Origin of the sequence: Luteimonas padinae, from assembly GCF_014652935.1 — a bacterium.
GTDB lineage: Bacteria > Pseudomonadota > Gammaproteobacteria > Xanthomonadales > Xanthomonadaceae > Luteimonas > Luteimonas padinae.
Genome location: NZ_BMZT01000001.1, coordinates 259837 through 282518 on the forward strand (window position 1 = coordinate 259837; position 22682 = coordinate 282518).

15 protein-coding genes are annotated in these 22682 nt (G+C 65.5%); 11 read left to right on the forward strand and 4 right to left on the reverse strand.

What is annotated here, in order from left to right; all coding sequences use genetic code 11:
- The first annotated feature begins 46 nt into the window (after positions 1-46).
- From IE168_RS01210 to IE168_RS01225, 4 genes are all read left to right on the forward strand, one after another.
- On the forward strand, positions 47-2917 hold the full coding sequence (locus IE168_RS01210) for a site-specific DNA-methyltransferase (protein ID WP_189494286.1): 2871 nt from the start codon (positions 47-49) through the stop codon (positions 2915-2917).
- A 2-nt stretch (positions 2918-2919) separates the two neighbouring features.
- On the forward strand, positions 2920-6033 hold the full coding sequence (locus IE168_RS01215; protein ID WP_189494288.1) for a helicase-related protein: 3114 nt from the start codon (positions 2920-2922) through the stop codon (positions 6031-6033).
- A 263-nt stretch (positions 6034-6296) separates the two neighbouring features.
- Complete coding sequence (locus tag IE168_RS01220; RefSeq protein ID WP_189494290.1) at positions 6297-7658, forward strand: acetate and sugar kinases/Hsc70/actin family protein; 1362 nt, start codon at positions 6297-6299, stop codon at positions 7656-7658.
- A gap of 4 nt (positions 7659-7662) precedes the next feature.
- Positions 7663-9729, forward strand: a complete 2067-nt coding sequence (locus tag IE168_RS01225; RefSeq protein WP_189494292.1) for a 3'-5' exonuclease — start codon at positions 7663-7665, stop codon at positions 9727-9729.
- Between the two features lie 69 nt (positions 9730-9798).
- Here the strand turns inward: IE168_RS01225 and IE168_RS01230 are convergent.
- Positions 9799-10886 (reverse strand): IS3 family transposase gene (locus IE168_RS01230; RefSeq protein WP_189494294.1). Its coding sequence is split into 2 segments (ribosomal slippage): positions 9799-10634 and positions 10634-10886, totalling 1089 coding nucleotides; the frame shifts between segments, so codons are not numbered across the junction.
- Positions 10887-11365: 479 nt separating this feature from the next.
- Here IE168_RS01230 and IE168_RS01235 point away from each other — a divergent pair.
- The 7 genes from IE168_RS01235 (at position 11366) to IE168_RS01265 (ending at position 18839) form a co-directional block, all read left to right on the forward strand.
- A complete protein-coding gene (locus IE168_RS01235) occupies positions 11366-11980 on the forward strand; it encodes a type IV toxin-antitoxin system AbiEi family antitoxin domain-containing protein (RefSeq protein ID WP_189494296.1) in 615 nt (204 codons plus the stop codon).
- Positions 11970-12887: a nucleotidyl transferase AbiEii/AbiGii toxin family protein gene (locus IE168_RS01240; RefSeq protein ID WP_189494298.1), complete on the forward strand. Its 918-nt coding sequence runs from the start codon at positions 11970-11972 to the stop codon at positions 12885-12887. The genes IE168_RS01235 and IE168_RS01240 overlap by 11 nt, the downstream gene beginning before the upstream one ends.
- Positions 12888-12897: 10 nt before the next feature.
- The gene (locus IE168_RS01245) at positions 12898-13092 is read left to right on the forward strand and encodes an antitoxin (RefSeq protein WP_308430326.1); all 195 of its coding nucleotides are present in this window, start codon (positions 12898-12900) and stop codon (positions 13090-13092) included.
- A 586-nt stretch (positions 13093-13678) separates the two neighbouring features.
- Positions 13679-15343: a right-handed parallel beta-helix repeat-containing protein gene (locus IE168_RS01250; RefSeq protein ID WP_189494300.1), complete on the forward strand. Its 1665-nt coding sequence runs from the start codon at positions 13679-13681 to the stop codon at positions 15341-15343.
- Positions 15344-15557: 214 nt separating this feature from the next.
- The gene (locus tag IE168_RS01255) at positions 15558-16949 is read left to right on the forward strand and encodes a TIGR03013 family XrtA/PEP-CTERM system glycosyltransferase (RefSeq protein ID WP_189494302.1); all 1392 of its coding nucleotides are present in this window, start codon (positions 15558-15560) and stop codon (positions 16947-16949) included.
- Positions 16950-16998: 49 nt separating this feature from the next.
- The gene (locus IE168_RS01260) at positions 16999-17274 is read left to right on the forward strand and encodes an acyl carrier protein (RefSeq protein WP_189494304.1); all 276 of its coding nucleotides are present in this window, start codon (positions 16999-17001) and stop codon (positions 17272-17274) included.
- The gene (locus tag IE168_RS01265) at positions 17271-18839 is read left to right on the forward strand and encodes a class I adenylate-forming enzyme family protein (protein WP_229822978.1); all 1569 of its coding nucleotides are present in this window, start codon (positions 17271-17273) and stop codon (positions 18837-18839) included. The genes IE168_RS01260 and IE168_RS01265 overlap by 4 nt, the downstream gene beginning before the upstream one ends.
- 56 nt (positions 18840-18895) lie before the next feature.
- Here IE168_RS01265 and asnB read toward each other — a convergent pair whose 3' ends face one another.
- The 3 genes from asnB to IE168_RS01280 are packed head-to-tail and all read right to left on the reverse strand — an operon-like array spanning position 18896 to position 22586.
- A complete protein-coding gene (gene asnB / locus IE168_RS01270; protein WP_189494306.1) occupies positions 18896-20872 on the reverse strand; it encodes an asparagine synthase (glutamine-hydrolyzing) in 1977 nt (658 codons plus the stop codon).
- Positions 20873-20874: 2 nt separating this feature from the next.
- Positions 20875-21609, reverse strand: coding sequence for a J domain-containing protein (locus IE168_RS01275; RefSeq protein WP_189494308.1), 735 nt, complete (start codon positions 21607-21609; stop codon positions 20875-20877).
- The gene (locus IE168_RS01280; RefSeq protein ID WP_189494310.1) at positions 21606-22586 is read right to left on the reverse strand and encodes a polysaccharide deacetylase family protein; all 981 of its coding nucleotides are present in this window, start codon (positions 22584-22586) and stop codon (positions 21606-21608) included. Before IE168_RS01280 ends, IE168_RS01275 begins: the two co-directional genes overlap by 4 nt.
- Between the last annotated feature and the right edge of the window lie 96 nt (positions 22587-22682).

A 22682-nucleotide genomic window follows, 5' to 3' on the forward strand; every position in this document is an offset into this window, starting at 1 on the left:
GATTAACGTTAACTAACGGCAACCCGAACGCAAGTCTGAACACGCCATGTCCCGAAAGCCCCGCAAACCCAAAGCCCCGCTCCGCGTCGAGGATCTCGCCCACGGCGAGGCCAGACGCAAGAACATCCCGACGGTGGAGCACCAGTCGGTGATGCACGAGCACGAGCAGGTGCCGATCAAGGTGAAGTACCCGCGCGGCGGCAACGGTCTGGACGGCGAGAAGGCGCAGCGCAACCCGGATCTGGACCCGCAACTGGTCTGGCGCGGCAAGGACCAGCAGGACTGGTCCGACCTGGTGGTCAACGCGCCGCCGCTCTACATCCAGGAGAAGGTCAAGCCCAAGGTCCTGATCGACGACCTGCGCCGGCTGAGCGAGCAGGCCGCTGCGCCGCAGGCCGGTGACGTGGCCGACCTGTTCGGCGACTTCAACGGCCTGCCCGAAGGCGCCGACCGCACCGAGTTCTACCAGCACGAAGGCCACTGGCAGAACCGGATGATCCTGGGCGACAGCCTGCAGGTGATGGCCAGCCTGGCGGAGCGCGAAGGCCTGCGCGGCAAGGTGCAGTGCATCTATTTCGATCCGCCGTACGGGATCAAGTTCAACAGCAACTTTCAGTGGTCAACGACCAGCCGCGACGTGAAGGACGGCAATGCCGACCACATCACCCGCGAGCCGGAGCAGGTGAAGGCGTTTCGGGATACGTGGAAGGACGGGATTCATTCGTACCTGACGTATTTGCGCGATCGCTTGATGGTGGCGCGGGATTTGTTGACGGAATCCGGTTCAATTTTTGTGCAGATTGGCGATGAGAACGTGCATCGCGTTCGTGCGGTGATGGATGAAGTGTTTGGGGATGAGAATTTTGTCCGCCTCATTACCTTCGTCAAGACGACTGGTCAAACCGATAATCTTCTGGCATCAGTGTCAGATTACATACTCTGGTACGCAAGGGATCGGCCAAGGGCAAAGTATCGCCAGCTTTACAAGCTGAAGACCTTGGGCGGCGAGGGCGCACTTGCCTATTCGAAGGCGCAACTCAGCGGAGGAGTGCGTGCACCGCTAGCGATGGTGCTCGATGCGGACGGCACCTTGCCAGATGGTGCAAAGCCTTACACGACGAGCGACCTCACAAGTCAAAGTCCAGGGACACGTTATCTCGTCGGGTTCGAAGGATCGGATTACATCCCTAAGGGCTACTGGAAGACAGAGCAGGCAAGCTTTCCGAGGCTAATTCGATCTTCGCGCATTGAAGCCGTCGGGCAGAATCTGCGCTACGTTCGCTTCTTTGATGATTACCCTGCCTTCCCAACTAATGACAACTGGAGTGACACTGGCGTAGCGGGCTTTACCGCAGACAAAATCTACGTCGTGCAAACGTCGCCAAAGGTCATCGAGCGCTGCATCCTGATGTGCACCGACCCCGGCGACTTGGTGCTGGACCCAACCTGCGGTTCTGGCACCACGGCCTACGTCGCCGAACAATGGGGTCGTCGCTGGATCACCCTCGACACCTCGCGCGTGGCGCTGGCATTGGCTCGCGCCCGAATCATGGGCGCGCGTTATCCGTTCTACCTGCTTTCCGACAGCCGCGAAGGCCAGCTCAAGGAAGCCGAAGTCACCCGCAGCGCGCCGTCCTCGCAGTCCGTGTACGGCAACATCGCTCACGGCTTCGTCTATGAACGCGTGCCGCATATCACCCTGAAGTCCATCGCCAACAACGCCGAGATCGACGTCATCTGGGATTCGTCGCAGGAAAAGCTTGAACCGCTGCGCGAAGCCTTGAACAAGGCGCTGGGCAAGCAGTGGGAAGAATGGGAGATTCCGCGCGAAGCCGACGCCAAGTGGAGCGCCAGCGCGAAGAAGATGCACACCGACTGGTGGCAGCAGCGCATCGCCCGCCAGCAGGAGATCGACGCCTCCATCGCTGCCAAGGCCGAGTACGAGTTCCTTTACGACAAGCCCTATGAGGACAGAAAGAAGGTGCGCGTGGCCGGTCCCTTCACCGTCGAAAGTCTCAGCCCGCATCGCGTGCTCGGCGTGGACGAGGAAGATAACCTGATCGACCAGACTGCCGAGGACCGCGCCGACTACGGCCAGGACTTCACCTCGATGATCCTGTCCAATCTCGCAACAGCCGGCGTGCAGCAGGCGCACAAGGCCGACCGGATCGAGTTCGAATCACTCGAAACCTGGCCCGGCGACCTGATCTGCGCCGAAGGCCGCTACCTGGAGCAGGGCAAGCCGAAGCGCGCCGGCATCCTGATCGGCCCCGAGTTCGGCACCGTCTCCCGCGCCGACCTGGTGGACGCAGCCCGCGAGGCCGGCGACGCCGTCTTCGACGTGCTCATCAGTTGCGCCTTCAACTACGATGCCCCTGCCAGCGAGTTCAGCAAGCTCGGCCGCATCACCGTGCTCAAGGCCCGCATGAACGCCGACCTGCACATGGCCGAAGACCTGAAGAACACCGGCAAGGGCAACCTGTTCGTGATCTTCGGCGAGCCCGATGTGGACGTGCTCGACACCCAGGGCCGCAGCATCCGCACCTACGACGGCAGCAAGGACGTGATCGACCTGCCCGCGGGCGAGGAGCTGGTGGTGCGCATCAACGGCGTGGACGTCTTCCACCCGAGCACCGGCGAAGTCCGCAGCGACGGCGCCGACGGCATCGCCTGCTGGTTCATCGACACCGACTACAACGAAGAATCCTTCTTCGTCCGCCACGCCTACTTCCTCGGCGCCAACGACCCCTACAAGTCGCTGAAGACCACCCTCAAGGCCGAAATCGACCCAGACGCCTGGGCCACCCTCCACTCCGACACCTCCCGCCCGTTCCCCAAACCCACCACCGGCCGCTTCGCGGTGAAGGTCATCAATCACCTGGGGGACGAGGTGATGAAGGTGTTCAAGGTGTCCTGACCATGCAACCAGGTGACAAGGTCAGGTTGATCGCCAACCCGGGTAGGATCGGCATCATCGGTAACGAAACCGATGGGCCGCCCCACCGACAGCGTGTGCTGGTCAACTTTCTGAATGGTGATGAGCAATTCATCCTGCTCGGTTCCCTGGAAAAGGTTGAGCGCGGCCCCCAAGGGCCCTATGAGCTGATGCGGAACGGCAGTTTTGGACGGGCCTCGGATCTGCGCGGCGCGATCACGCATTACCGACTCAGCGGAAAGCTGGCGAACCTGATCTACAGCCTGAACACGACCAACACCAGGTTTCTTGCCTACCAGTTCAAGCCGGTGCTCCAGTACCTCGATTCTCCGAGCAATGGCCTGCTGATCGCCGACGAAGTCGGTCTCGGCAAAACCATCGAAGCCGGGTTGATCTGGACCGAGCTGCGTGCCCGCGAGGACGCCAGAAGGCTGCTCGTGGTCTGTCCGGCCATGCTCTGTGACAAATGGAGGCGTGAGCTGGACGACAGATTCGGCGTGCGCGCGCAGATCACGGATGCGGCAGGTTTGCTTGATCACCTGAGGAAGGCGAAAGCGAGGCCGCAAGAGGCCTTTGCCCTGATCGTCAGCCAGCAGGGCGCGCGCCCGCCGCGCGGCTGGAACGACGACGAAGCGCCCTCCCAGCGATCAGCTGCAAAGCTCGCCCGATTCCTGCTGGAAGAGGGGATCGAAGAGCCGCTGCTGGACCTTGTCATCATCGACGAGGCCCATTACCTGCGGAACAGGGAAACCCAAAGCAATAGGTTTGGGCGTCTGCTCCGACCCGTCACGCAGGGCATGGTCATGCTCTCGGCGACGCCGGTGCAACTGAACAATAGTGATCTGTTCAACCTGGTTCACCTTCTGGACGAAGACGCGTTCCCGTTCGATTTCCTGTTCGATATTTCATTGAAGGCCAATGCGCCGATCGTGCGTCTGCGGGATGCGGTTCTGGCCGGTACGATCGTCCAGGAGACGTTCGTCGAGGCGGTTCAGGGGACGCTCGACAACCCGTTTTTCGACACGAACGCGCAGCTCGAGTACCTCCTTCGGAATCCTCCTTCCGATACGGACCTGGCCAGCCCGGAGTTTCGGTCCGAATTGGCAGATCGTCTGGATCGGGTGAATCCGCTATCGAAAGTCGTCTCTCGAACACTCAAACGGGATGTTCAGGAGCTACGGGTGCAGCGCCTCCCGCATGTCATCAAGGCCGTCATGTCCCCGGTGGAGGCTGAGTTCTATGCCCGGGTGACCGAGAGCGTGCGCAGCTTCTGCGAGGACCTGCGGATTTCAGAAGGCTTCATGTTGACGATCCCGCAGCGGCAGATGGCCAGCAGCATGGCGGCTGCCTGCAAGGGCTGGCAGGACAAGCTCGGGAAGGGTGCGGCGGAGACCGACGAGGAGTTGCTGTACGAGCTCGACGCGATGGAGTTCGACGATGGTGAGTCGGGGTTGGGTCCCTTGCTCAGCCAACTGGTCCGAATCGCCAAGTCAGTCGGAGACTTCCAGGCGTTGCGCGATAACGACAGCAAGTTCCAGATTCTGCTGAAGAACCTGGTGGCCTACTGGGAGCGGAATCCTGGCAAGAAGGTCGTCCTGTTCTCGTTCTACAAGAACACCCTGTACTACTTGGCCGAACGACTGAAACAATCCAGCATCGACTCCATCATCGTCCACGGCGGAGTCGACAAGGATGAAGCTCTGAGGCAGTTCGAGTCGAGCCAGGGCGCCAGGATCCTGCTGTCGACCGAGGTTGCAGCCGAAGGCGTCGATCTCCAGTTCTCCAGCCTGCTGGTCAACTACGACTTGCCATGGAACCCGGCCAAGATCGAACAGCGCATCGGCCGCATTGACCGAATCGGGCAGGAGGAACCCCAGATCCTGATCTGGAACCTGCTGTACGAGGGAACGGTAGACGAGCGGGTGCACGATCGACTTCTGGATCGCCTTGATATTTTCCGCAATGCGCTGGGAAGCATGGAGGCCATTCTTGGCGAACAGATCAGGGACCTTGCCTACGAGCTGATGTCCCACCATCTTTCGGCAGACCGGGAGGTGGAGCTGATCGATCGAACGCAGGTCGCCATCGCCAACGTGAATCGCCAGCAGAAGCTGCTGGAGGAGGAGGCGACTAACCTGATCGCCCATGGCGAGTTCATCCAGAACAAGGCGCGCGCTGCCAACGAGCTTGGCCGGTACATCCAGGGCGATGATCTGTACAACTACGTCAAGGACTACTTCCAGCGCCAGTACCCGGGCACGCGACTCCATTCTGAAGGCAGCGACGCGAACCTTGTGCGGGTGGAGCTTTCGACACAGGCAAGGATGGATGTCGAAACCTTTCAAATTGGAAGCCGCCTGTCTGTCCGAAGCGCGGTGACAGCCCTGAATGCGCCATTGCTGCTGTTCGAGAACCGTGTTGGCAGGGCCATACCGGGGGTAGAGCGCGTGACCCAGGACCACCCACTGGTTCGTTTCGTCGCCCAAGGGCTGCGGGCTTCCGGAGACGGGTCGGTGTATCACCCGGTCTCTGCCGTTGAGCTCCAAACGAATGTGGATACGGACGTTCCGCGGGGTATCTACGTATACGTGGTGGCGCGATGGACCATATCTGGATCCAGGGACATTGAGCGGTTGGAGTACCGTGCCCGTGGACTTGACCAAACGATGGTCCTTGAAGGGGAGCAGGCGGAGCGACTGGTCAATGCGGCTGCGCTGAAGGGACGCGACTGGCTCGGCGCGAAAACCGTCGTGGACGGGGCCATCGCAGCCGACTACCAGAGCTTGTGTCTCGAAGAACTCGAAAGTGCGTTCAATGATTATGTGGCCTACCACGAGCGCGAGAACACCGACCGGATAAAGCAGATGGTGGGTGCGCTAGAACGCAAGATCGAGAACAGCAGGCGGAAGACCGAGAATCAGATCGAACGCCATGCCGCGGCCAATGACAGGGGAAGAGTAGGTCGAATCAACGCCGCGCGCAGCCGCTTCGAGAAGGAGAAAAAGCGGCTACTGGCGAGAATGGAAGAGCTCAGGCTCAAGGGCAGCGTGAAGGCAGAGGAAAGCCCGGTCTCGGCGGGGGTAATTCGCGTGGTCTGATATTCCTATCGGGGGGGTGGGATGTGTTTAGTGCAATAAGGGATGCGTGGGAAAGGGCACTTCATCGGAAGGCGGCAGGGGACGAGAAGAAGCAGCTTGCACTTACGAGGGCGAATTCCGAGCAGGCAATCCTTCCGATTGCGAGCGTTGCTCCGCAGGCGGTGCCTGCTGCTGACGGAGAGGTTGCGGAACTACCAAGCAGGAGCGTTACTGTCTCCAAGGATCCAGTATTCCGGGTAAGGTCCGCGCGCAGACGAGCGCCGTTGCTAGCCGTTTCCGTGGAAGATGCTGGGAAGCGACTGCAGGTTTCCGATCACGCAGTCCCGCAGCGTGAACTGACGTTGGGGCTGGACTTTGGGACGTCATGCAGCAAGATCATCATTGGCGACGCAGCTGCGGGGAAGTCGTTCGCCATCCCCTTCCATGAAGGCGTCGACATCGAGAGGTACCTGCTGGCGTCACGCGTGTATGAGACGGACGGTACGTACTCCCTGGTTGACGGCCCGATCGTGCATCGTGATCTCAAGCTGTCCTTCATTGACGGAAGCAAGGGTGACAACGGCGAGCGCAGAGTCGTGGCGTTCCTGGCGTTGGCCATCCGCCGGGCACGGGGCTGGCTGTTCCAGGCGCATCGCGATGTCTATCTCGGTTCGAGTATCGTTTGGCGGTTGACGATCGGGCTTCCGACGCGCCAGAACCTGGATCGTCGACTGTCCGATCGATTCAGGTACGTTGCGCTCGCGTCCTGGTACGTCGCCGGTGATGACGGGCCTGTTAATCGGTCGACGATCGATCGGGCGTTGGTAAGGGCAGTCGAGGAGCGGGGCGATTCCATGGACGTCGATGTCCAAGTCATGCCGGAGATCGCTGCCCAGATCTATGGCTTTGTCGTTTCGGACAGCTTCGATCGACTGGGGCGCAACATCTACCTGATGGCGGACATTGGATCGGGAACGGTCGATGCATCGCTGTTTCATGTGAAGGAGGAGAAGGGAAGGCGACACGCTTTCTCGTTCTATACGTCGACGGTCGAGCACAACGGCGTAAGCAACCTGCATCGCCATCGGGGCCGTTGGTGGATGAAGGTGTTACAGGAGGCCGAGGTGGAGCCGACCCTGATCCGGGAACTCGATGATTCCATGGAGGTTACGGATCATGACTTGAGAATCCCAGAGGATTTCAGAGATTATTTCGATGGCATTGCCGTCAATGGAAGCTCCGTGGGTTCGCCTGATGACGACTTCTTCAGGGGGGTGGAGAGGCAGGTCGTTGCGGACACGTTCATACGCGCGGTGCGCGACAATCAGGCTCCGCAGCAGCAGCTGGTGGATGTGCCGTTCTATCTCTGTGGCGGCGGATCGAGGATGCGCTACTACGCACAACTCAAACAGCGTCTAGAACGTCCGAGCAGAAACTTTGGAGTTTCTGCAACCGGTACGCCGCTACCCGTTCCGGAAGACCTTGACGTTCCTGGGGTCGCTGGTGACTACGACCGCCTGTCAGTGGCGTACGGACTCGCTTGGCTGGACCCGGCATGGGTGGTGGAAACCGAGCCCATGTCGCCGATCGATGCCGCCGGTTCGCCAGGATGGCGGGACAACTATATCGACAAGGACCAGTTGTAGCCCTATGAACTTCCGGATCGCCGACACCTTCACTGCCAGCCTCGCCCGCCTCAGCGGCGACGAACAGAAGGTCGCCAAGACCACCGCCTTCGACCTGCAGATGGATCCTGCCGGCAACGGCTTGAGTTTCCACAAGCTCGACCGTGCCAGGGACCCGAACTTCTGGTCGGTGCGCGTCAGCCGCGACATCCGACTGATCGTTCACAGGACTGCCGGCAGCCTGCTGCTGTGCTATGTCGACCACCACGACAAGGCCTACCAGTGGGCCGAGCGCCGGAAGCTGGAAACCCACCCGACCACCGGCGCGGCGCAGCTGGTGGAAATCCGGGAGCGGGTGCAGGAGATCGCCATTCCCCAGTACGTGCAGGCGGCCGCTCCGCTGCCGGCGGCGTTGTTCGGGGCGTACGACGAGGGACAGCTGCTGGCCTACGGCGTGCCGCCGGAATGGCTGGCCGACGTGCGGACAGCCGATGAAGATCGCCTGCTTGACCTGGTTGACCACCTGCCGGCCGAGGCCGCCGAGGCGCTGCTTGAACTGGCGACCGGCGGCACACCGGTTGTGCCGCAGTCTGTCGGCACGAAGCAAGATCCCTTCCAGCATCCGGATGCACAGCGCCGCTTCCGGGTCATGGCTGACGTGGATGAGCTGGCACGGGCGCTGGAGTTCCCATGGGACAAATGGACGGTGTTCCTGCACCCATCGCAGCGTCAGATGGTGGAGCGCGACTATAGCGGTCCTGCCCGCGTCTCCGGGTCTGCCGGGACCGGCAAGACCGTGGTAGCGCTGCATCGGGCTGTGCAACTGGCCGCCCGGGATGAAGATGCGCGAGTCCTTCTCACCACGTTTTCGGACCCGCTTGCCGCCGTGCTGAGGACGCAGCTGTTCCGCCTGGTCTGGAACACGCCGAGGCTTGCCGAGCGTGTCGATGTCCGGGCAATGGATGCGATCGGTATCAAGCTGTACTCGGCGGAATTTGGCAAGCCAGTATTCGCAAGTCAGGATGAAGTGTCCGGGCTCCTGACGTCCGCGGCCAACGGAGTGGATGGCCTGAAGGCAAGCCCGGCGTTCCTGCAGTCGGAATGGAACGACATCGTGGATACCTGGCAGGTTGGGAGCTGGGAGGAGTACCGCGATATCAAGCGGCTCGGTCGCAAGACCCGCTTGCCGGAAGCACAGCGCGCCCTGCTGTGGCAGGTGTTCGCCAGGGTCTGCCAGGACCTGGAGCAATCGGGCAAGATCACCAGGGCCGGGATGTTCAGCCAACTCGCGGAGGCCATGTCCAGACGCGAACATCCGGTCTTCGATTACATCGTGGTGGATGAGGCACAGGACATTGGTGTCCAGCAGCTTCGTTTTCTGGCGGCGATGTCCGGCGGCAAGCCGAACGCGCTGTTCTTTGCCGGCGACTTGGGGCAGCGCATCTTCCAGCAGCCGTTCTCTTGGAAGTCGTTGGGCGTGGACATACGGGGTCGATCCCGCACGCTGAATATCAACTACCGCACTTCGCACCAGATCCGCTCACAGGCCGATCGGCTGCTTGGGCCGGAGGTCTCCGACGTGGACGGCAACCTGGAGAGCCGGAAGGGGACCGTTTCCATTTTCAATGGCCCTGTGCCGGTCATTGAAGCCTATTCCTCGCCCGAGAAGGAGATCGAGGCGGTTGGCGCATGGCTGCAGCAACGCAGCGGCGAGGGCGTCAATCCGCATGAGATTGCGGTCTTCGTGCGTTCGGAGTTGGAGTTGTCTCGTGCACGAGCGGCTGTAGATGCGGCAGGGCTTCACGGACGAGTGCTTGGGAAGGAGATGGCCACCGAGGAAGGATTCGTCAGCATCACGACGATGCATCTGGCCAAGGGCATGGAGTTCCGCGTGGTGGCGGTCATGGCCTGTGACGACGAGATCGTTCCTTCCCAGGCGCGGATCGGCTCGGCGGCGGACGAGGTTGAGCTGAGCGAGATCTATGAAACAGAGCGGCACTTGCTCTACGTGGCCTGCACGCGCGCCAGGGATCAGTTGCACGTGTCGGCCGTCTCGCCCGCGTCCGAGTTCCTGGAAGACTTAAACGGGTGATGGACTGGCTTGACTTGCAATCTTGTGCTTGGGTAATCCCCCCGCTTTTAGCGGTCGCCAGAAGTGGAGTTACGCGGCCATCGCAAGCTTCATGGCTGGCGTGATGCCGCCGAGCGCCATGTTGGGGCGCTCGTGGTTGTACGTCCGGAGCCAGCGCGTAGCCTTGTCCTGCACCTGCTCGATGGTGTCGAACAGGGTTCGGGCCAGCCAGGCGTAGCGGACGGTGCGGTTGTAGCGTTCGACGTAGGCGTTCTGCTGCGGCTTGCCCGGCTGGATGTGCTCGATCCGGATGCCGTGTCGCTCCGCCCAGGCCAGGAGCGCACCACTGATGTACTCGGGGCCGTTGTCGCAGCGGATCACGGCCGGCTTGCCACGCCACTCGATGATCTGCTCCAGCGACCGGATCACGCGTGCCGAAGGGAGCGACAGGTCAACCTCGATGCCCAGCCCCTCGCGGTTGAAGTCATCAAGCACGTTGAACAACCGGAAGCTGCGACCATCGGCCAACTGGTCGTGCATGAAGTCCATCGACCAGACCTGGTTGATCGTCTCCGGCACCGCCAGCGGCTCGGGCCTCTGGCGCACCAGCCGCTTCTTCGGCTTGATCCTCAGGTTCAACTCCAGCTCGCGGTAGATCCGATAGATCCGCTTGTGGTTCCAGCCAAAGCCCTGCACGTTGCGCAGGTACAGGTAGCACAGACCAAAGCCCCAGTCGCGATGGGCCGCGGTCAACCGGACCAGCCAATCGGCGATCCGGGCGTTCTCCTCGCTGGCCTTGGCCCGGTAGCGGAAGTAGGTCTGGCTCACAGCGAAGGTCTGGCAGGCGTGCCGGATGCTCGTGCGCCCGTCTGCGACAGCTGATTGGGCCATCTCGCGCCGCTGAGATGGCCTCACCATTTTTTTGCGAGCGCTTCCTTCAGCAGGTCGGTACTGAGCTGGGCCTCGGCGTACATCTTCTTCAGACGCCGGTTCTCCTCCTCCAACTCCTTCATGCGCGCGACCATGGACACCTCCATGCCGCCGAACTTGCTGCGCCACTTGTAGAACGTCGCCGAGCTGATGCCGTGCTCGCGGCATAGCTCTGGCACGGGCGTGCCGGCCTCGGCCTGCTTGAGCACGGCGATGATCTGGCTGTCGGTGAAGCGGGACTTCTTCATGGAACCTCCTCGGAAAAGGGTACGAGAAAACTCCACTTCTGGCGTCAGCTAACAGCCGGGGGGATTACCCCATCCATGTCACCCCTCCAGGCGCGTACCAGTTCCCGGCGCTGTGCGTCCGGACAGGACGGCGGCAGGAGACCTTGGAGCAGGATCCAAGGTGAGAGGCGTGGGTGGATGCGCTATCTCGGCCGTTTTCGACCTGACTTCAGCGTGTACCGCTGGCGAGACTGGGGCGAATGGGATTGGCGGGGTAGGGATAGGCATTGCGGCGTCTACTGATGGGCCGCCTATAGAAAATGCCATGTATGAAAAAGTTTCTAGCGGACAATGAGCTCGATCTCTTTCAGCTCATTGTGGTCAGGGGCGAGCCGGAGAATGGCGTCATTGCTGGTGCGGCACGTCCGAAGAGCTCGATCTGTGTGATAAAACCTATGCTAGTATGCGAATAAAGCAGAGGTAACGTCACATCCCTATCTATGGCCACGGCTCAGCGCGAAAAGGCACTCGATCTGCTTGGCAGCCATTCCATGCTGCGGGCAAGGGACTTTGCCGCCCATGGGATCTCCCCCGAGACGCTGTCGCGCCTTGTCCGGGATGGCGTCGTGGTGCGGCCGGCGCGGGGGCTTTACCAACTCGCCGATGGTCCCAGTGATGCCCGCCATGCTCTGGCTGAAGCCGCGACGCTGGTCCCCAAGGGCGTGATCTGCCTGATATCGGCACTGCAATTCCACGGGCTGACACTGCAGATGCCGTCAACCGTATGGATGGCGATCGAACGCACGGCGTGGCGCCCACGCATCGACCATCCCCCCATCCGGTTCGTGCGCTTCACCCCCGTGGCCCTCAGTGAAGGCGTTGAGCGCCATCGCATCGAAGGCATCGAGGTCCCGATCACCGATCCGTCACGGACCATCGTCGACTGCTTCCGTTACCGGGCCAAGATCGGGATCGACGTCGCGCTGGAAGGGCTGCGCGAGGGGCTACGGCAGCGCAAGGCAACGAGCGACCAACTGTGGCGCCATGCCACGAAGGCGAGAATCTGGTCGACCATGAAACCCTATGTCGAGGCGACGGTGGCCGATGGCGCGTGAGCCCCTGAAGAACATCGGAGCCTCCGTGCGCGCCAGGCTGCTGCAACGCTCCCGCGACGAGCGTACGGATTTCCAGATCCTTCTGACGCGCTATGCGCTGGAAAGGCTGCTGTACCGGCTGAGCCTGTCGGAGCATCGGAATCGGTTCATCCTCAAGGGGGCGATGCTGTTCGTGACATGGGTGGAGGCGCCGTTCCGACCGACGCGCGACCTGGACCTGCTTGGCTACGGCGAGAACACGCCCGAGGCGATCGGCGACGCATTCCGCGCGATCTTGGCCCTGGCGGTCGATGACGATGGCGTGGTGTTCGATCTCCATGGACTTGAAGCTGCGTCGATCCGCGAGGGCATCGAGTACGGCGGAGTGCGGGTGCGCACTCGGGCCACGATTGGCGGTGCACGTGTTCCGATCCAGGTGGACGTGGGTTTTGGCGATGCAATCACCCCGGGCCCGGTCGAGATCGACTACCCGGTGCTGCTTGATGCGCCCGCCCCACATCTGAGGGCGTACCCGGTCGAGACCGTGGTCGCTGAGAAGCTCCACGCCGTTGTCACCCTTGGCATCGCCAACAGCCGCTTGAAGGACTACTACGATCTGTGGCTGATCGCTGAGACGTTCGAGCTGGAAAGGGCACCGCTGGCCAAGGCCGTTCGCCAGACCTTCGACCGGCGTGAAACAGCGCTTCCCGATGGGGAGCTGACCGGGCTCAGCCAGGCTTATGTGGAATCCTGGGGCGGGCAGTGGCAGGCGTTCCTGACGCGTGAGCGCATGGCGGCCGCGCCTGGGCAACTGGCGGAGGTGGTCGCTGACCTTGCGCGATTCCTGCTGCCTCTGATCGAGGATGATGATGGGAGCTGGTGCTGGAAGCCTCGCGAGGGGTGGATCCAGGGCGCACCCCGACGTTGACCTGGGGGCAATGGCCGCAATGGAGGGCAGGGGGATGGAGTACGATCCGCTGGAGAGATTGGTCCACGGCGATGCCGATGGCGATCAGGCTTGGGAAGAGCTGAAAATTCTGCTGGGCAGCCGAATCGGCAAGGCTCTGGCTGGACAAGTGTCCGGCAAGTCCATCGAGGAGGTCCTCGCTGACGAGTTGGCCGAGGGGCATTGAACTCGAGCTTTGGATCGAATGTCGCGACCCCCAAGCAGCGGTTGTTGGCGAGTGCCGTGCCACACACTTGGAGGTCTCGTTTTTACCGGGCCCCGTGCCCACTCTGTGCCAATGGGCCTCCGGGCCGGGACTAACCGGTAGAGAACGGGCTGCGAAGTGCGTGCGCCAAACCCTTGACCTGGAAAGGTTTTGCCGTTTAATCTCGGCTGGAACCACCCGGAACCGGTAGACGCCGACTCCCAAGCACCGACTACGAACTTGGGGGTCGGAGGTTCGAATCCTTCCGGGCGCGCCATAGAAAAAGCACAAGGGTCAACGGCTTCGCGCCTGTTGGCCCTTTTGCGTTCCGGGGCGCGCGCAGCGCGCGTGCCAGATCCGTGCCATGTCCCGCAACTGTTGGCCGTTCTGCTTCTTCCTGAGCCTGCGCTGACGGGCCCACGGTTCCGGAGAAAATTGTGATCGCTCGCACGATGCGTGCGTGCCGGCCCCCGGTAGCATCCGGCGTTCCGCTGGCCTTGCGCCGCCGGAACCATTTCATTCCGCGACGTCGGGCAGGGGCGCCGTCGCCAATGCCGGAGCCTCCACGATGCGATTATGTCCCTCCACTGATCCCGGCCCGCGCGTGCTTCCCCGCGTCGGCGCCTACGCTTCACAGCCTTCGCGCGGGCCTCTTCCAAAGCGCAGCCTTCTGGCCACGGCCACCTTCCTGCTCGCAACCGCCTCCGCCCCCGGGCTCGCCGCCGAATGGTTCGTCTCCACGGCCGGCAACGACAGCACCGGTACCGGTTCCCAGAGCAAGCCCTTCCGCACCATCAAGCGCGCGCTGTCGAGCAGTGTGTCCTCGGCCGGCGACACGGTCACCGTGCGCGGTCCCGCGGGCAATGCCACCTACAACGAATGCGAGGTGCGCCTGCGCCACCGCCTCGTGTTGCGCGCTGCACCGGGTGAGCGCCCCCGCATCCACTGCAGCGACCTGACCGGCGGCAACGTCGCGGTGCGCATCGATCCCAATGGTTCCGGCAGCCGCGTCAGCGGCTTCGAGATCACCGGCGGCTACTACGGCGTCATGCTGCAGACCAACTGGTACCAGGGCGGACCATCGAGCGACCACGGCGCGCGCAACGTGGTGCTGGAGGACCTGCTGATCCACCACACCGGCCGCGACGGCATCAAGATCACGCCGAAGTCGGACAACGCCACCATCCGCGGGGTCGAGATCCACACCACCGGCACCGGCTACCCCCCCGGCACGCCGGCCGAGAACAAGAACGCCGACGGCATCGACAACGTCAATGGTTCGGGCATGGTGGTCGAGGACAGCTACATCCACGACACCGCCACCACCGGCCTCTATTTCAAGGGTGGCGCCGCCGATGTCGTCATCCAGCGCAACTACATCGAAAACACCGGCGATGCGGGCATCCTGGTCGGGTTCGACACCAGCCCGGAGTTCTTCGACCTGCAGCTCAACCCCGGCTACTACGAAGCGATCCGCGGCACCGTGCGCAACAACGTGGTGCGCAACACCGGTTATTCGGGCATCGGCATGTACGCGTCGCGCGATTCGGTGGTCGCCAACAACACCATCATCGACACTGCCCGCCTGGGCCACGCCCCGCTGTACTTCGGCGTGACGTTCCAGGACTGGGATCCGGACGCGGGCCGCCCGGCCAACGTCAATCCGATGCTGCGCAACAACCTGGTCATCCAGGACGGCGGACGCTGCATCGACATCCGCTATTCCAGCGAGCTGGGCGGACTGTCGGGCCTGAGCGGCTCGCCTGGCAGCGACTACAACGGCTTCCAGGCGGGCTGCCGCTTCCGCGACGGGCGCCCCGGCAGCAATCTCGCCAACGGCACGCTGGCGCAGTGGCGAGCGGCCACGAACTCGGACAGCCACAGCATCGCCGGGAACTTCGCGGTCGACGCCACCGGCCACCTGCCCGCGGGCAGTCCGGCGATCAATCGCGGCATCGCACTGGCCCAGGTGAGCGACGACATCGACGGCGAGGTGCGTGGTGCGGCGTACGACATCGGCGCCGACGAGTTCGCCTCCGGTTCGGGCGATCCGCCGCCTCCGCCTCCGCCTCCGCCCCCGCCTCCGCCGCCGCCGCCGCCGTCACCGGGGCCCCGGCCGCCCAAGGAGGTTCAGATCCCCGTCGCCCCCGTTCCCGGGCGGCCGCCGCCGAGGCTCAAGGACGTCACGCCGAGGCCGCCGTCGCGCCCGCCGGGAATGCGCGGCCGACGCTGAGGCCGGCGCGCCTGCCTGCCAACCAAGGGCCCCGGTGGAAACGCCGGGGCCCTTCCACATCCGCCGTCTGTCCGCTTTCGGCCGTGGTTCGAGTTTTCCGGAAGTACCGGGGCGGGATGCACCTGCCCGCGCTGGCAGACGGGGGGATCGGGATGCGGACCAGGCTTGTTCAACGCGAGATGGCACGAGGTGGGGCGGTGGGAGTGCTGCGGTAATGGCTGCGTTCCCGAGCCGGGCCGACCGCATGGTGCGGTTGCTGTGGCTGGCGGAGTCGCTGCTGCTGGCGCTGTCGGTGGTCGCGGCGATCTGGCTGCGCTTTCCCGACGATGCGGCGGGGCGTGAACTGCTGCTGGCGCGCGGGCCGCTTCCGGCGCTGCTGGTCGCGGGCGTGGTGACGCTGTCCATGGCCGCCTTCGGGCTGTACCAGCCGCACATCCGGCTCAGTCGCAGCGAGCTGCTGATGCGCCTGCTGGTGGCCTTCGCCTTCGGTGGCGTCGCGCTCCTGGTGGTGTTCTACGTGGTGCCCGCCATGTACCTCGGGCGCGGCCTGATGGCGATCGCGCTGGTGGTTGGCTTCGTGGCCGTCTACGGCGCGCGCATGGCGGCGCGCTGGGCGATGGGTGGTGAAGCCTACAAGCGACGCGTGCTGGTATACGGGGCCGGTGGCAATGCCGACCTGATCAATCGCCGCATGCGCCGTCGCGCCGACCGGCAGAGCTTCGCGATCGTGGGCTTCGTGGCGGTGCCGGACCAGCAGGTGGTGGTTGCCGGCCCCCTGCTGGTCGATCCACTGGGTGACCTTCCCGGGCTGGTGCACCGCCTCGGCGTGCAGGAAATCGTGGTGGCGCCCGACGAGCGTCGCGGCGGACTGCCCATGGAGGAGATCCTGGCCTGCGCCCAGCGCGGCGTTTCGGTGGTCAACCTGCCGCAGTTCTTCGAGCGCGAGGCGGGCATGATCAAGCTCGAGGTGGTGGATCCTTCGTCGCTGGTGTTCTCGGGCGGGTTCGACCACTCGATCGTGCGCAGGGTCAGCAAGCGCGCCTTCGACCTGGCGGCCGCGCTGCTGCTGCTGGCAGCGGGCTGGCCTGCGATGCTGCTGGTGGCGCTGGCGGTGCGGCTGGAGGGCGGTGGCCCGGTGCTGTACCGGCAGGTACGGGTGGGGCAGGGCGGACGCAGCTTCGAGCTGGTGAAGTTCCGCAGCATGCGCACTGATGCCGAGAAGGACGGCGTGGCGCAGTGGGCCAGCCAGCACGACGACCGCACCACGCGGGTCGGCCGCTTCATCCGCAAGACCCGGCTCGACGAGCTGCCGCAGCTGTTCAACGTCCTGGCCGGCGACATGAGCTTCGTGGGACCCCGCCCGGAGCGGCCGCAGTTCGTCGACCAGTTCAACGACGAGATCCGCTACTACGCCGTGCGCCATTCGGTGAAGCCGGGCCTGACCGGCTGGGCGCAGTTGCGCTATCCCTACGGCGCCTCGGCCGACGACGCGCGCGAGAAGCTCAAGTTCGACCTGTTCTACGTCAAGAACCACGGTCTGGTGTTCGACTTCATGATCCTGCTGCAGACCGTCGAGGTGGTGCTGTTCGGGCGCGGCGCACGCTAGCGCGCGTCCGCGCCTGGCGGCATTTCGCGTTGTACCTGCAAACCCCTCCATGGATGCCACAGTGAGCCAGTACGAAGCCCGTGTCCGCGCCTTCATCGACGAGAACTTTCCGCCCGCGGTCGAGGGCGAGCCGGTGCCGGCCGGCCTCAGCCTGCTGGAGTCGGGCGTGATCGACTCCATGGGCGTGCTGCTGCTGGTGACCTGGCTGGAGCAGGAGTTCGGCTTCATCGTCGACGACGACGAGGTGGTGCCCGAAAACCTCGACAGCATCGCCGCCATCGACGGCTTCATCGCGCGCAAGGTCGAGCTGGAGCCGGCAGGGTGACGCTGCGCTGCGAGCGCTGGCTGGCCGATGCGGCCGCGGCCCATCCCGCCAAGGTGGCGATCGTGCGCGGCGACAGGCGCGTGGAGTATTCCGCGCTGCATGACGAAAGCGAACGCTTCGCCGCGGCCCTGGCCAGCGCTGGCCTGGTCGACGGCGAGCGCTGCGTCGTGTTCCTCGAGAATTCGGTCGAGGCCGCCGTGGGCGTGTTCGGCACCCTGCGCGCCGGCGGCGTGTTCTCGATCATCAACCCGACCACCAAGGCCGACAAGCTGGCCTTCGTGCTCGGCGATTCCGGGGCCTCGGTGCTGCTGACCCAGGCCAGCCTGCTGCCGGTGGCGATGTCGGCCGCCGGGCGCAGCCCCGGCCTGCGCCGCATCGTGGTGGTGGATGGGGACGGCGACGGTCTGGACGGCGGCCCGGTGGGCTATGCGGACTTCCTCGCCTCCGGCGAGCCCGGCAGGCTGCCGGCTTCGGTGGGGATCGACGCCGACCTGGCGATGCTGGTCTACACCTCGGGATCCACCGGCAATCCCAAGGGCGTGATGATGACCCACGCCAACGTGTGCTTCGCGGCCACGTCCATCACCACCTACCTGGAGGCGCGCAGCGACGACGTGGTGCTGAGCGTGCTGCCGCTGGCCTTCGACTACGGCCTCTACCAGCTGCTGATGTGCGTGAAGCTGGGCGCGACCCTGGTGCTGGAGAAGTCCTTCGCCTTCCCGCAGAAGGTGCTGCCGCTGCTGGCCCGCGAGGGCGTCACCGCCTTCCCCCTGGTGCCGACGATGGCGGCGCTGATCGTGCAGCTGGCCAATTTCGACCCGGCCTGGGCGCGTGGCGTGCGCTATCTCACCAATACCGCCGCCGCGCTCCCGCCGGCGCACATCCTGCGCCTGCAGCAGCTGTTCCCGCGGGCGCGGGTGTATTCGATGTACGGCATGACCGAGTCCAAGCGTTGCACCTGGCTGCCGCCGGCGGAGCTGGCCCGACGCCCCGACAGCGTCGGCATCGCTATCCCCGGCACCCAGGCCTGGGTGGCCGACGACGCGGGCCGGCCGCTGCCGGCGGGCGAAACGGGCGAGCTGGTGGTACGCGGCGGCCACGTCATGCAGGGCTACTGGAACAATCCCGAGGCCACCGCGCGTGCCCTGAAACCGGGCCGTTACCCCTGGGAGCGCGTGCTGCACACCGGCGACCTGTTCCGCATGGACGACGAGGGCTTCCTGTACTTCGTCGGCCGCAAGGACGACATCCTGAAGTCGCGCGGCGAGAAGGTCAGCCCCAAGGAAGTCGAGAACGTGCTCTACGCCATGCACGGCGTGCGCGAGGCGGCGCTGGTGGGCGTGCCCGATCCGGTGCTCGGCCATGCGCTGAAGGCGCTGCTGGTGGTGGACGATCCGGTGCTCGATGCGCGCGCTGTCATCGCCTGGTGCCGTGCGCACCTCGAGGAGTTCATGGTGCCGCGCATGGTGGAGTTCCGGGACGCGCTGCCCAGGACCAGCACCGGCAAGATCCGCCGCAGCGAACTGCAGGCCGAGGCCGAGGGGCGGGGGATCGCAGCGGCCTGAGCCGCAACCTGGCCGCGGCCCAGGCCGCACGTTCATCGGCCGCGCGGTGCTGCGGCTCAGGCGGTCTGCACGAGATCCTCTTCACTCACCGCGCTCGCCGCCCGCCCATGGTGGCGCAGCGCCAGCAGCTGCGTGGACAGGATGCCGACGAAGGCCTGGTTGTCGGCGAATCCGGTGGCACGCCCGGCGGCGGCCTTGGCCACCAGGCGCACGGTGGCGGAGGGGTCGAACAGGCCGGTGGCGCGGAGGTTGTCGGGGTCGAGGGCTTCGGCCACGTAGTCCAGCGGCTTGTCGCCGGCGAAAAAGCACTGGCTGTCGGGCGCGCGGTAGGGCTGCTTGGTGCGTTGCAGGATCCCCGGCGGCAGCAGGTCGGCGAGCGCCTTGCGCAGGATGTGTTTCTCCGACAGTCCGTGCAGCTTCCATTGAGGGGGCAGCCGGTTGGCGAATTCGACCAGGGTGTGGTCCAGGAAGGGGTAGCGGCCCTCGATCGATGCGGCCATCGCCGCACGGTCGCCCTGGCTGGCCAGCAGGTAGCCTGCGAGCAGGGTCTTGGCCTCGACGTACTGGTCACGGGCCAGCGGCGCCCAGCGCAGGATCGCCCCGGGCAGCCGCGACTCGACAAGCGCCAGCGGGTCGAAGCCGGCCATCGCCGCGCGCAGGTCCGGCGACAGGAAGGCCAGCGCGCGCGATGACGTCGTCCAGCGCGGCACATGCGCGAACACGGGGCGCCCGATGTGTTCCATGCCCTGCCCGAAGAAGGCGGCCGCGAACGCCGGGTTCGACGAGGGCGAGTTGGCGAGGTAGCCGTACAGGCGGCCGAGGAGCCTTGGCCGCACGGACGAGTGCGGCTGTCGCGCCCAGAAGCGGCGCACCTTGGACTCTTTGAACAGGTCGTAGCCGGCGAAGACTTCGTCCGCACCTTCGCCGGTCAGCACCACGCGATAGCCCTGGCGCCTGACCTCGTCGGCCAGCAGCATCATCGGCACGCCAGCGGTGCGCAGCACCGGTGCGCCGGCGTGGGCGACGAAGCGTTGGAAGGCCGCGCCGATGTCGGCTGCGCCCACTCCGAGCGTGGTGTGGTCGGTGCCGAGGTGCCGGACCATGGCCTGCTGGTGCACGCTTTCGTCGAACTCGCGGTCGGCGAAGGCGACCGAGAAGGTGCGCAGCGGCGTATCCGTGGCGGTGCGGATCAGGGCGGCGATGCCCGAGGAATCAAGCCCGCCGCTCAGGTAGGCGCCCACCGGCACGTCGGCGCGCAGCTGCAGGCGCACGGCGTCGACCAGTCGCTCGCGCAGTTCCCCGGCAGCCTGGTCGATGTCGCGCCAGGGCCGGTGGGCGGGCGCGGAAACATCGGGAAAGGTCCAGTCCCAGTAACGCCGCACGGTTTCGCGCCCGTCGGCCTCGAGGACCAGCATGTGGCCCGGCGGCAGCGAGGCGACGTCCTGCCAGGCGGTGTCCGGGTCCATCGGCGCCCACAGGGCCAGGGCCTGCGCCACGCCGAACGGGTCCAGCCGCGCGTGACCGGGCAGGGCCGCGAACAGCGCCGCGGGCTCGGATGCGAACCAGAAGGTCCCGCGCGCGCGCGCGTGGAACAGCGGCCGGATGCCAAGGCGGTCGCGAGCCAGCACCAGCCTGCGCCGGAGGCCGTCCCAGAGCGCGATCGCGAACTGCCCGTTGAGGTGGTCGACGAAGGCGTCGCCGTGGCGCTGGTACAGGTGGACGATCACTTCGGTGTCCGAGCGCGTGCGGAACACGTGGCCCTGGGCCTCGAGGCGGGCACGCAGTTCGACGAAGTTGAAGATCTCGCCGTTGAAGACCGTCCACACCCTGCCGTCGGGGCTGGACATGGGCTGGTCGCCGGTGGCCAGGTCGATGATCGACAGGCGTGCGTGCGCCATGCCTACGCCATGGTCGAGGTGGATGCCGACGCCGTCGGGCCCGCGGTGGGCGAGGGCGCCGATCATCGCCGCGAGAACCACGCGGCCATCCGCGCAGGCTGGCGGCGTCCCCAGGTAACCGGCCAGTCCGCACATGCTCAGTCCTCTCCGTGGGTGCGCTTGCCGAGCGGGTGCAGCGCCTCGGGGCAGGCGGGTCCCGGCGGATGCCGTGCACGTTCGGCGGCGGTGGGGCGGTGCGGGGCATGGCCGAGCGGGCGCAGGCGCGAACCGTACCAGTCGGCCAGCCGGCCACATTCGAATCGCAGCCAGGATGGTCCGTAGATCCAGCGTGCGTCGGCGTCGTCGCGTGCGACCGGTTCGCCCAGCAGTCTCGCGACGGTGGCGCGGTCCATGCCGAGCTGGATCCGCGCGGGTCCGGCGGCGGATGCACGAAGCTGCGCCGCGGGCGCGAGCCCCGCGGTGGCGGTGGGTGCCGGGCCCTCGGGCAGCCAGTGCCAGATCGCTGCGATCACCAGCAGCACCGGCAGCAGGAGCACGCGGATCCGCGGGGTCCTGCGCGGGACGGCCTCCCCGCGCACCACGACGGTGCCCGGCGCCGACGGCGCGCGCGCGCGGGCCCCCTCCCGGCCCGACGCGACGGGCTGCCCGGGGATCCGTCCGTGGCCGCGGTGGAAGGCGAGCACCGATTCGTAGCCCCGGTTGAGCATCACCAGCAGCGCGGGATCGTGCGGAGCCCTGGCCGGCCGGTCGGGGTGCAGCTCCGCGACGCGGCGGCGATAGGCCCTCCTGAAGGCGTCCAGGCCCGCTTCCGGCGACACGCCGAGCTCGGCGTACAGCCGGGCGAAGTCGACGCCGGCGCCGCTCCGGCTCATGCGGCAAGCCTGCAGAACAGCTGGGGCAACTCCACCATGGCCTGGAACAGGTCGCGGCCGATGCCGCAGTCCACCGCGATCCGCTGCAGGTCGAGAGGATCGGCGCCAGCGCGCGCGATGCCGCCGTAGAAGGAATAGGCCTGGCGCACGCCGGCCTCGCCGAGCAGGCGCCGGGTGTCCTCGTTGAACGCCTCGCGGCCGCCAACCGGATAGGCGAAGTGGGCCATGGCGATGCCAAGCTCCTCGCGCAGGCGCGCGGCGCAGCCCTGGATCTCGGCACGCTGTGCATCGGCGGGCAGGCTGGAAAGGATGGGGTGGTTCACCGTGTGCCCGCCGATGGTCATGCCCCCGCGCGCCAGCGCCCGGATCATGTTCCAGTCCATCCATTCCTCGTCCACGTGCTCCGGCGCTTCAATCCCGGTCGCGGCCGTGAGCCTGGCGAGGAAGGGCGGGGTCTCGTCGAAGGGCAGCGCCTTGTACGCCGCCAGCACGCTGCGGATGGGGGCCTCGCGGTCGTCGCCCAGCACCAGCGGCGCCGGCAGCCAGGGCGCCAGGTCGAGCGTGCGCGGGCTGGTCTCGCGCACCTGCATCGCGATCGCGTCCCACCACGGCAGCAGGCGGCGGTCGATGAAGCCGGTGGCGATGAAGAACGCCGCCGGGACGCCGTGCCGGCGCAGCACCGGGAACGCGATGTCGTGGTTGTCGCGGTAGCCGTCGTCGAAGGTGATGGCGACGTGGCGACCGCGCCGGTGCAGCGCGGCCGGGACGTCGTCGAGGGCGATCACGTCGCAGTGCGACTTCAGGAAGCCCACCTGGGCGTCGAAGCCTTCGGCGCTCGCGCTCCACAGCGCGCGGTCGTAGCGCGAACGGCTGCTGTCGCCCACGCGGTGGTAGTTCAGCACCAGCACTCCGTCGCGCGGCAGCGCCGCGGCGAGCATGCGGCGCAGGCCGGTCGTCGCCAGCACACGTGCAGCCATGTCCCGTTTCATCATCCAGCCGTTCCCCGGCAGCGGCCTCTCGCAGTGGAGATTCGCGTTGTCCCATCCAACGGCAAATCGCGCCGCAACCAGCCA

What these genes read in the sequence shown, in the direction of transcription:
- IE168_RS01210 (WP_189494286.1), top strand. Translation starts at nt 47, where the DNA reads ATGTCCCGAAAGCCCCGCAAACCCAAAGCCCCGCTCCGCGTCGAGGAT.
- IE168_RS01215 (WP_189494288.1), top strand. Translation starts at nt 2,920, where the DNA reads ATGCAACCAGGTGACAAGGTCAGGTTGATCGCCAACCCGGGTAGGATC.
- IE168_RS01225 (WP_189494292.1), top strand. Translation starts at nt 7,663, where the DNA reads ATGAACTTCCGGATCGCCGACACCTTCACTGCCAGCCTCGCCCGCCTC.
- IE168_RS01235 (WP_189494296.1), top strand. Translation starts at nt 11,366, where the DNA reads ATGGCCACGGCTCAGCGCGAAAAGGCACTCGATCTGCTTGGCAGCCAT.
- IE168_RS01240 (WP_189494298.1), top strand. Translation starts at nt 11,970, where the DNA reads ATGGCGCGTGAGCCCCTGAAGAACATCGGAGCCTCCGTGCGCGCCAGG.
- IE168_RS01245 (WP_308430326.1), top strand. Translation starts at nt 12,898, where the DNA reads ATGGCCGCAATGGAGGGCAGGGGGATGGAGTACGATCCGCTGGAGAGA.
- IE168_RS01250 (WP_189494300.1), top strand. Translation starts at nt 13,679, where the DNA reads ATGCGATTATGTCCCTCCACTGATCCCGGCCCGCGCGTGCTTCCCCGC.
- IE168_RS01255 (WP_189494302.1), top strand. Translation starts at nt 15,558, where the DNA reads ATGGCTGCGTTCCCGAGCCGGGCCGACCGCATGGTGCGGTTGCTGTGG.
- IE168_RS01260 (WP_189494304.1), top strand. Translation starts at nt 16,999, where the DNA reads ATGGATGCCACAGTGAGCCAGTACGAAGCCCGTGTCCGCGCCTTCATC.
- asnB (WP_189494306.1), bottom strand. Translation starts at nt 20,872, where the DNA reads ATGTGCGGACTGGCCGGTTACCTGGGGACGCCGCCAGCCTGCGCGGAT.
- IE168_RS01275 (WP_189494308.1), bottom strand. Translation starts at nt 21,609, where the DNA reads ATGAGCCGGAGCGGCGCCGGCGTCGACTTCGCCCGGCTGTACGCCGAG.
- IE168_RS01280 (WP_189494310.1), bottom strand. Translation starts at nt 22,586, where the DNA reads ATGGCTGCACGTGTGCTGGCGACGACCGGCCTGCGCCGCATGCTCGCC.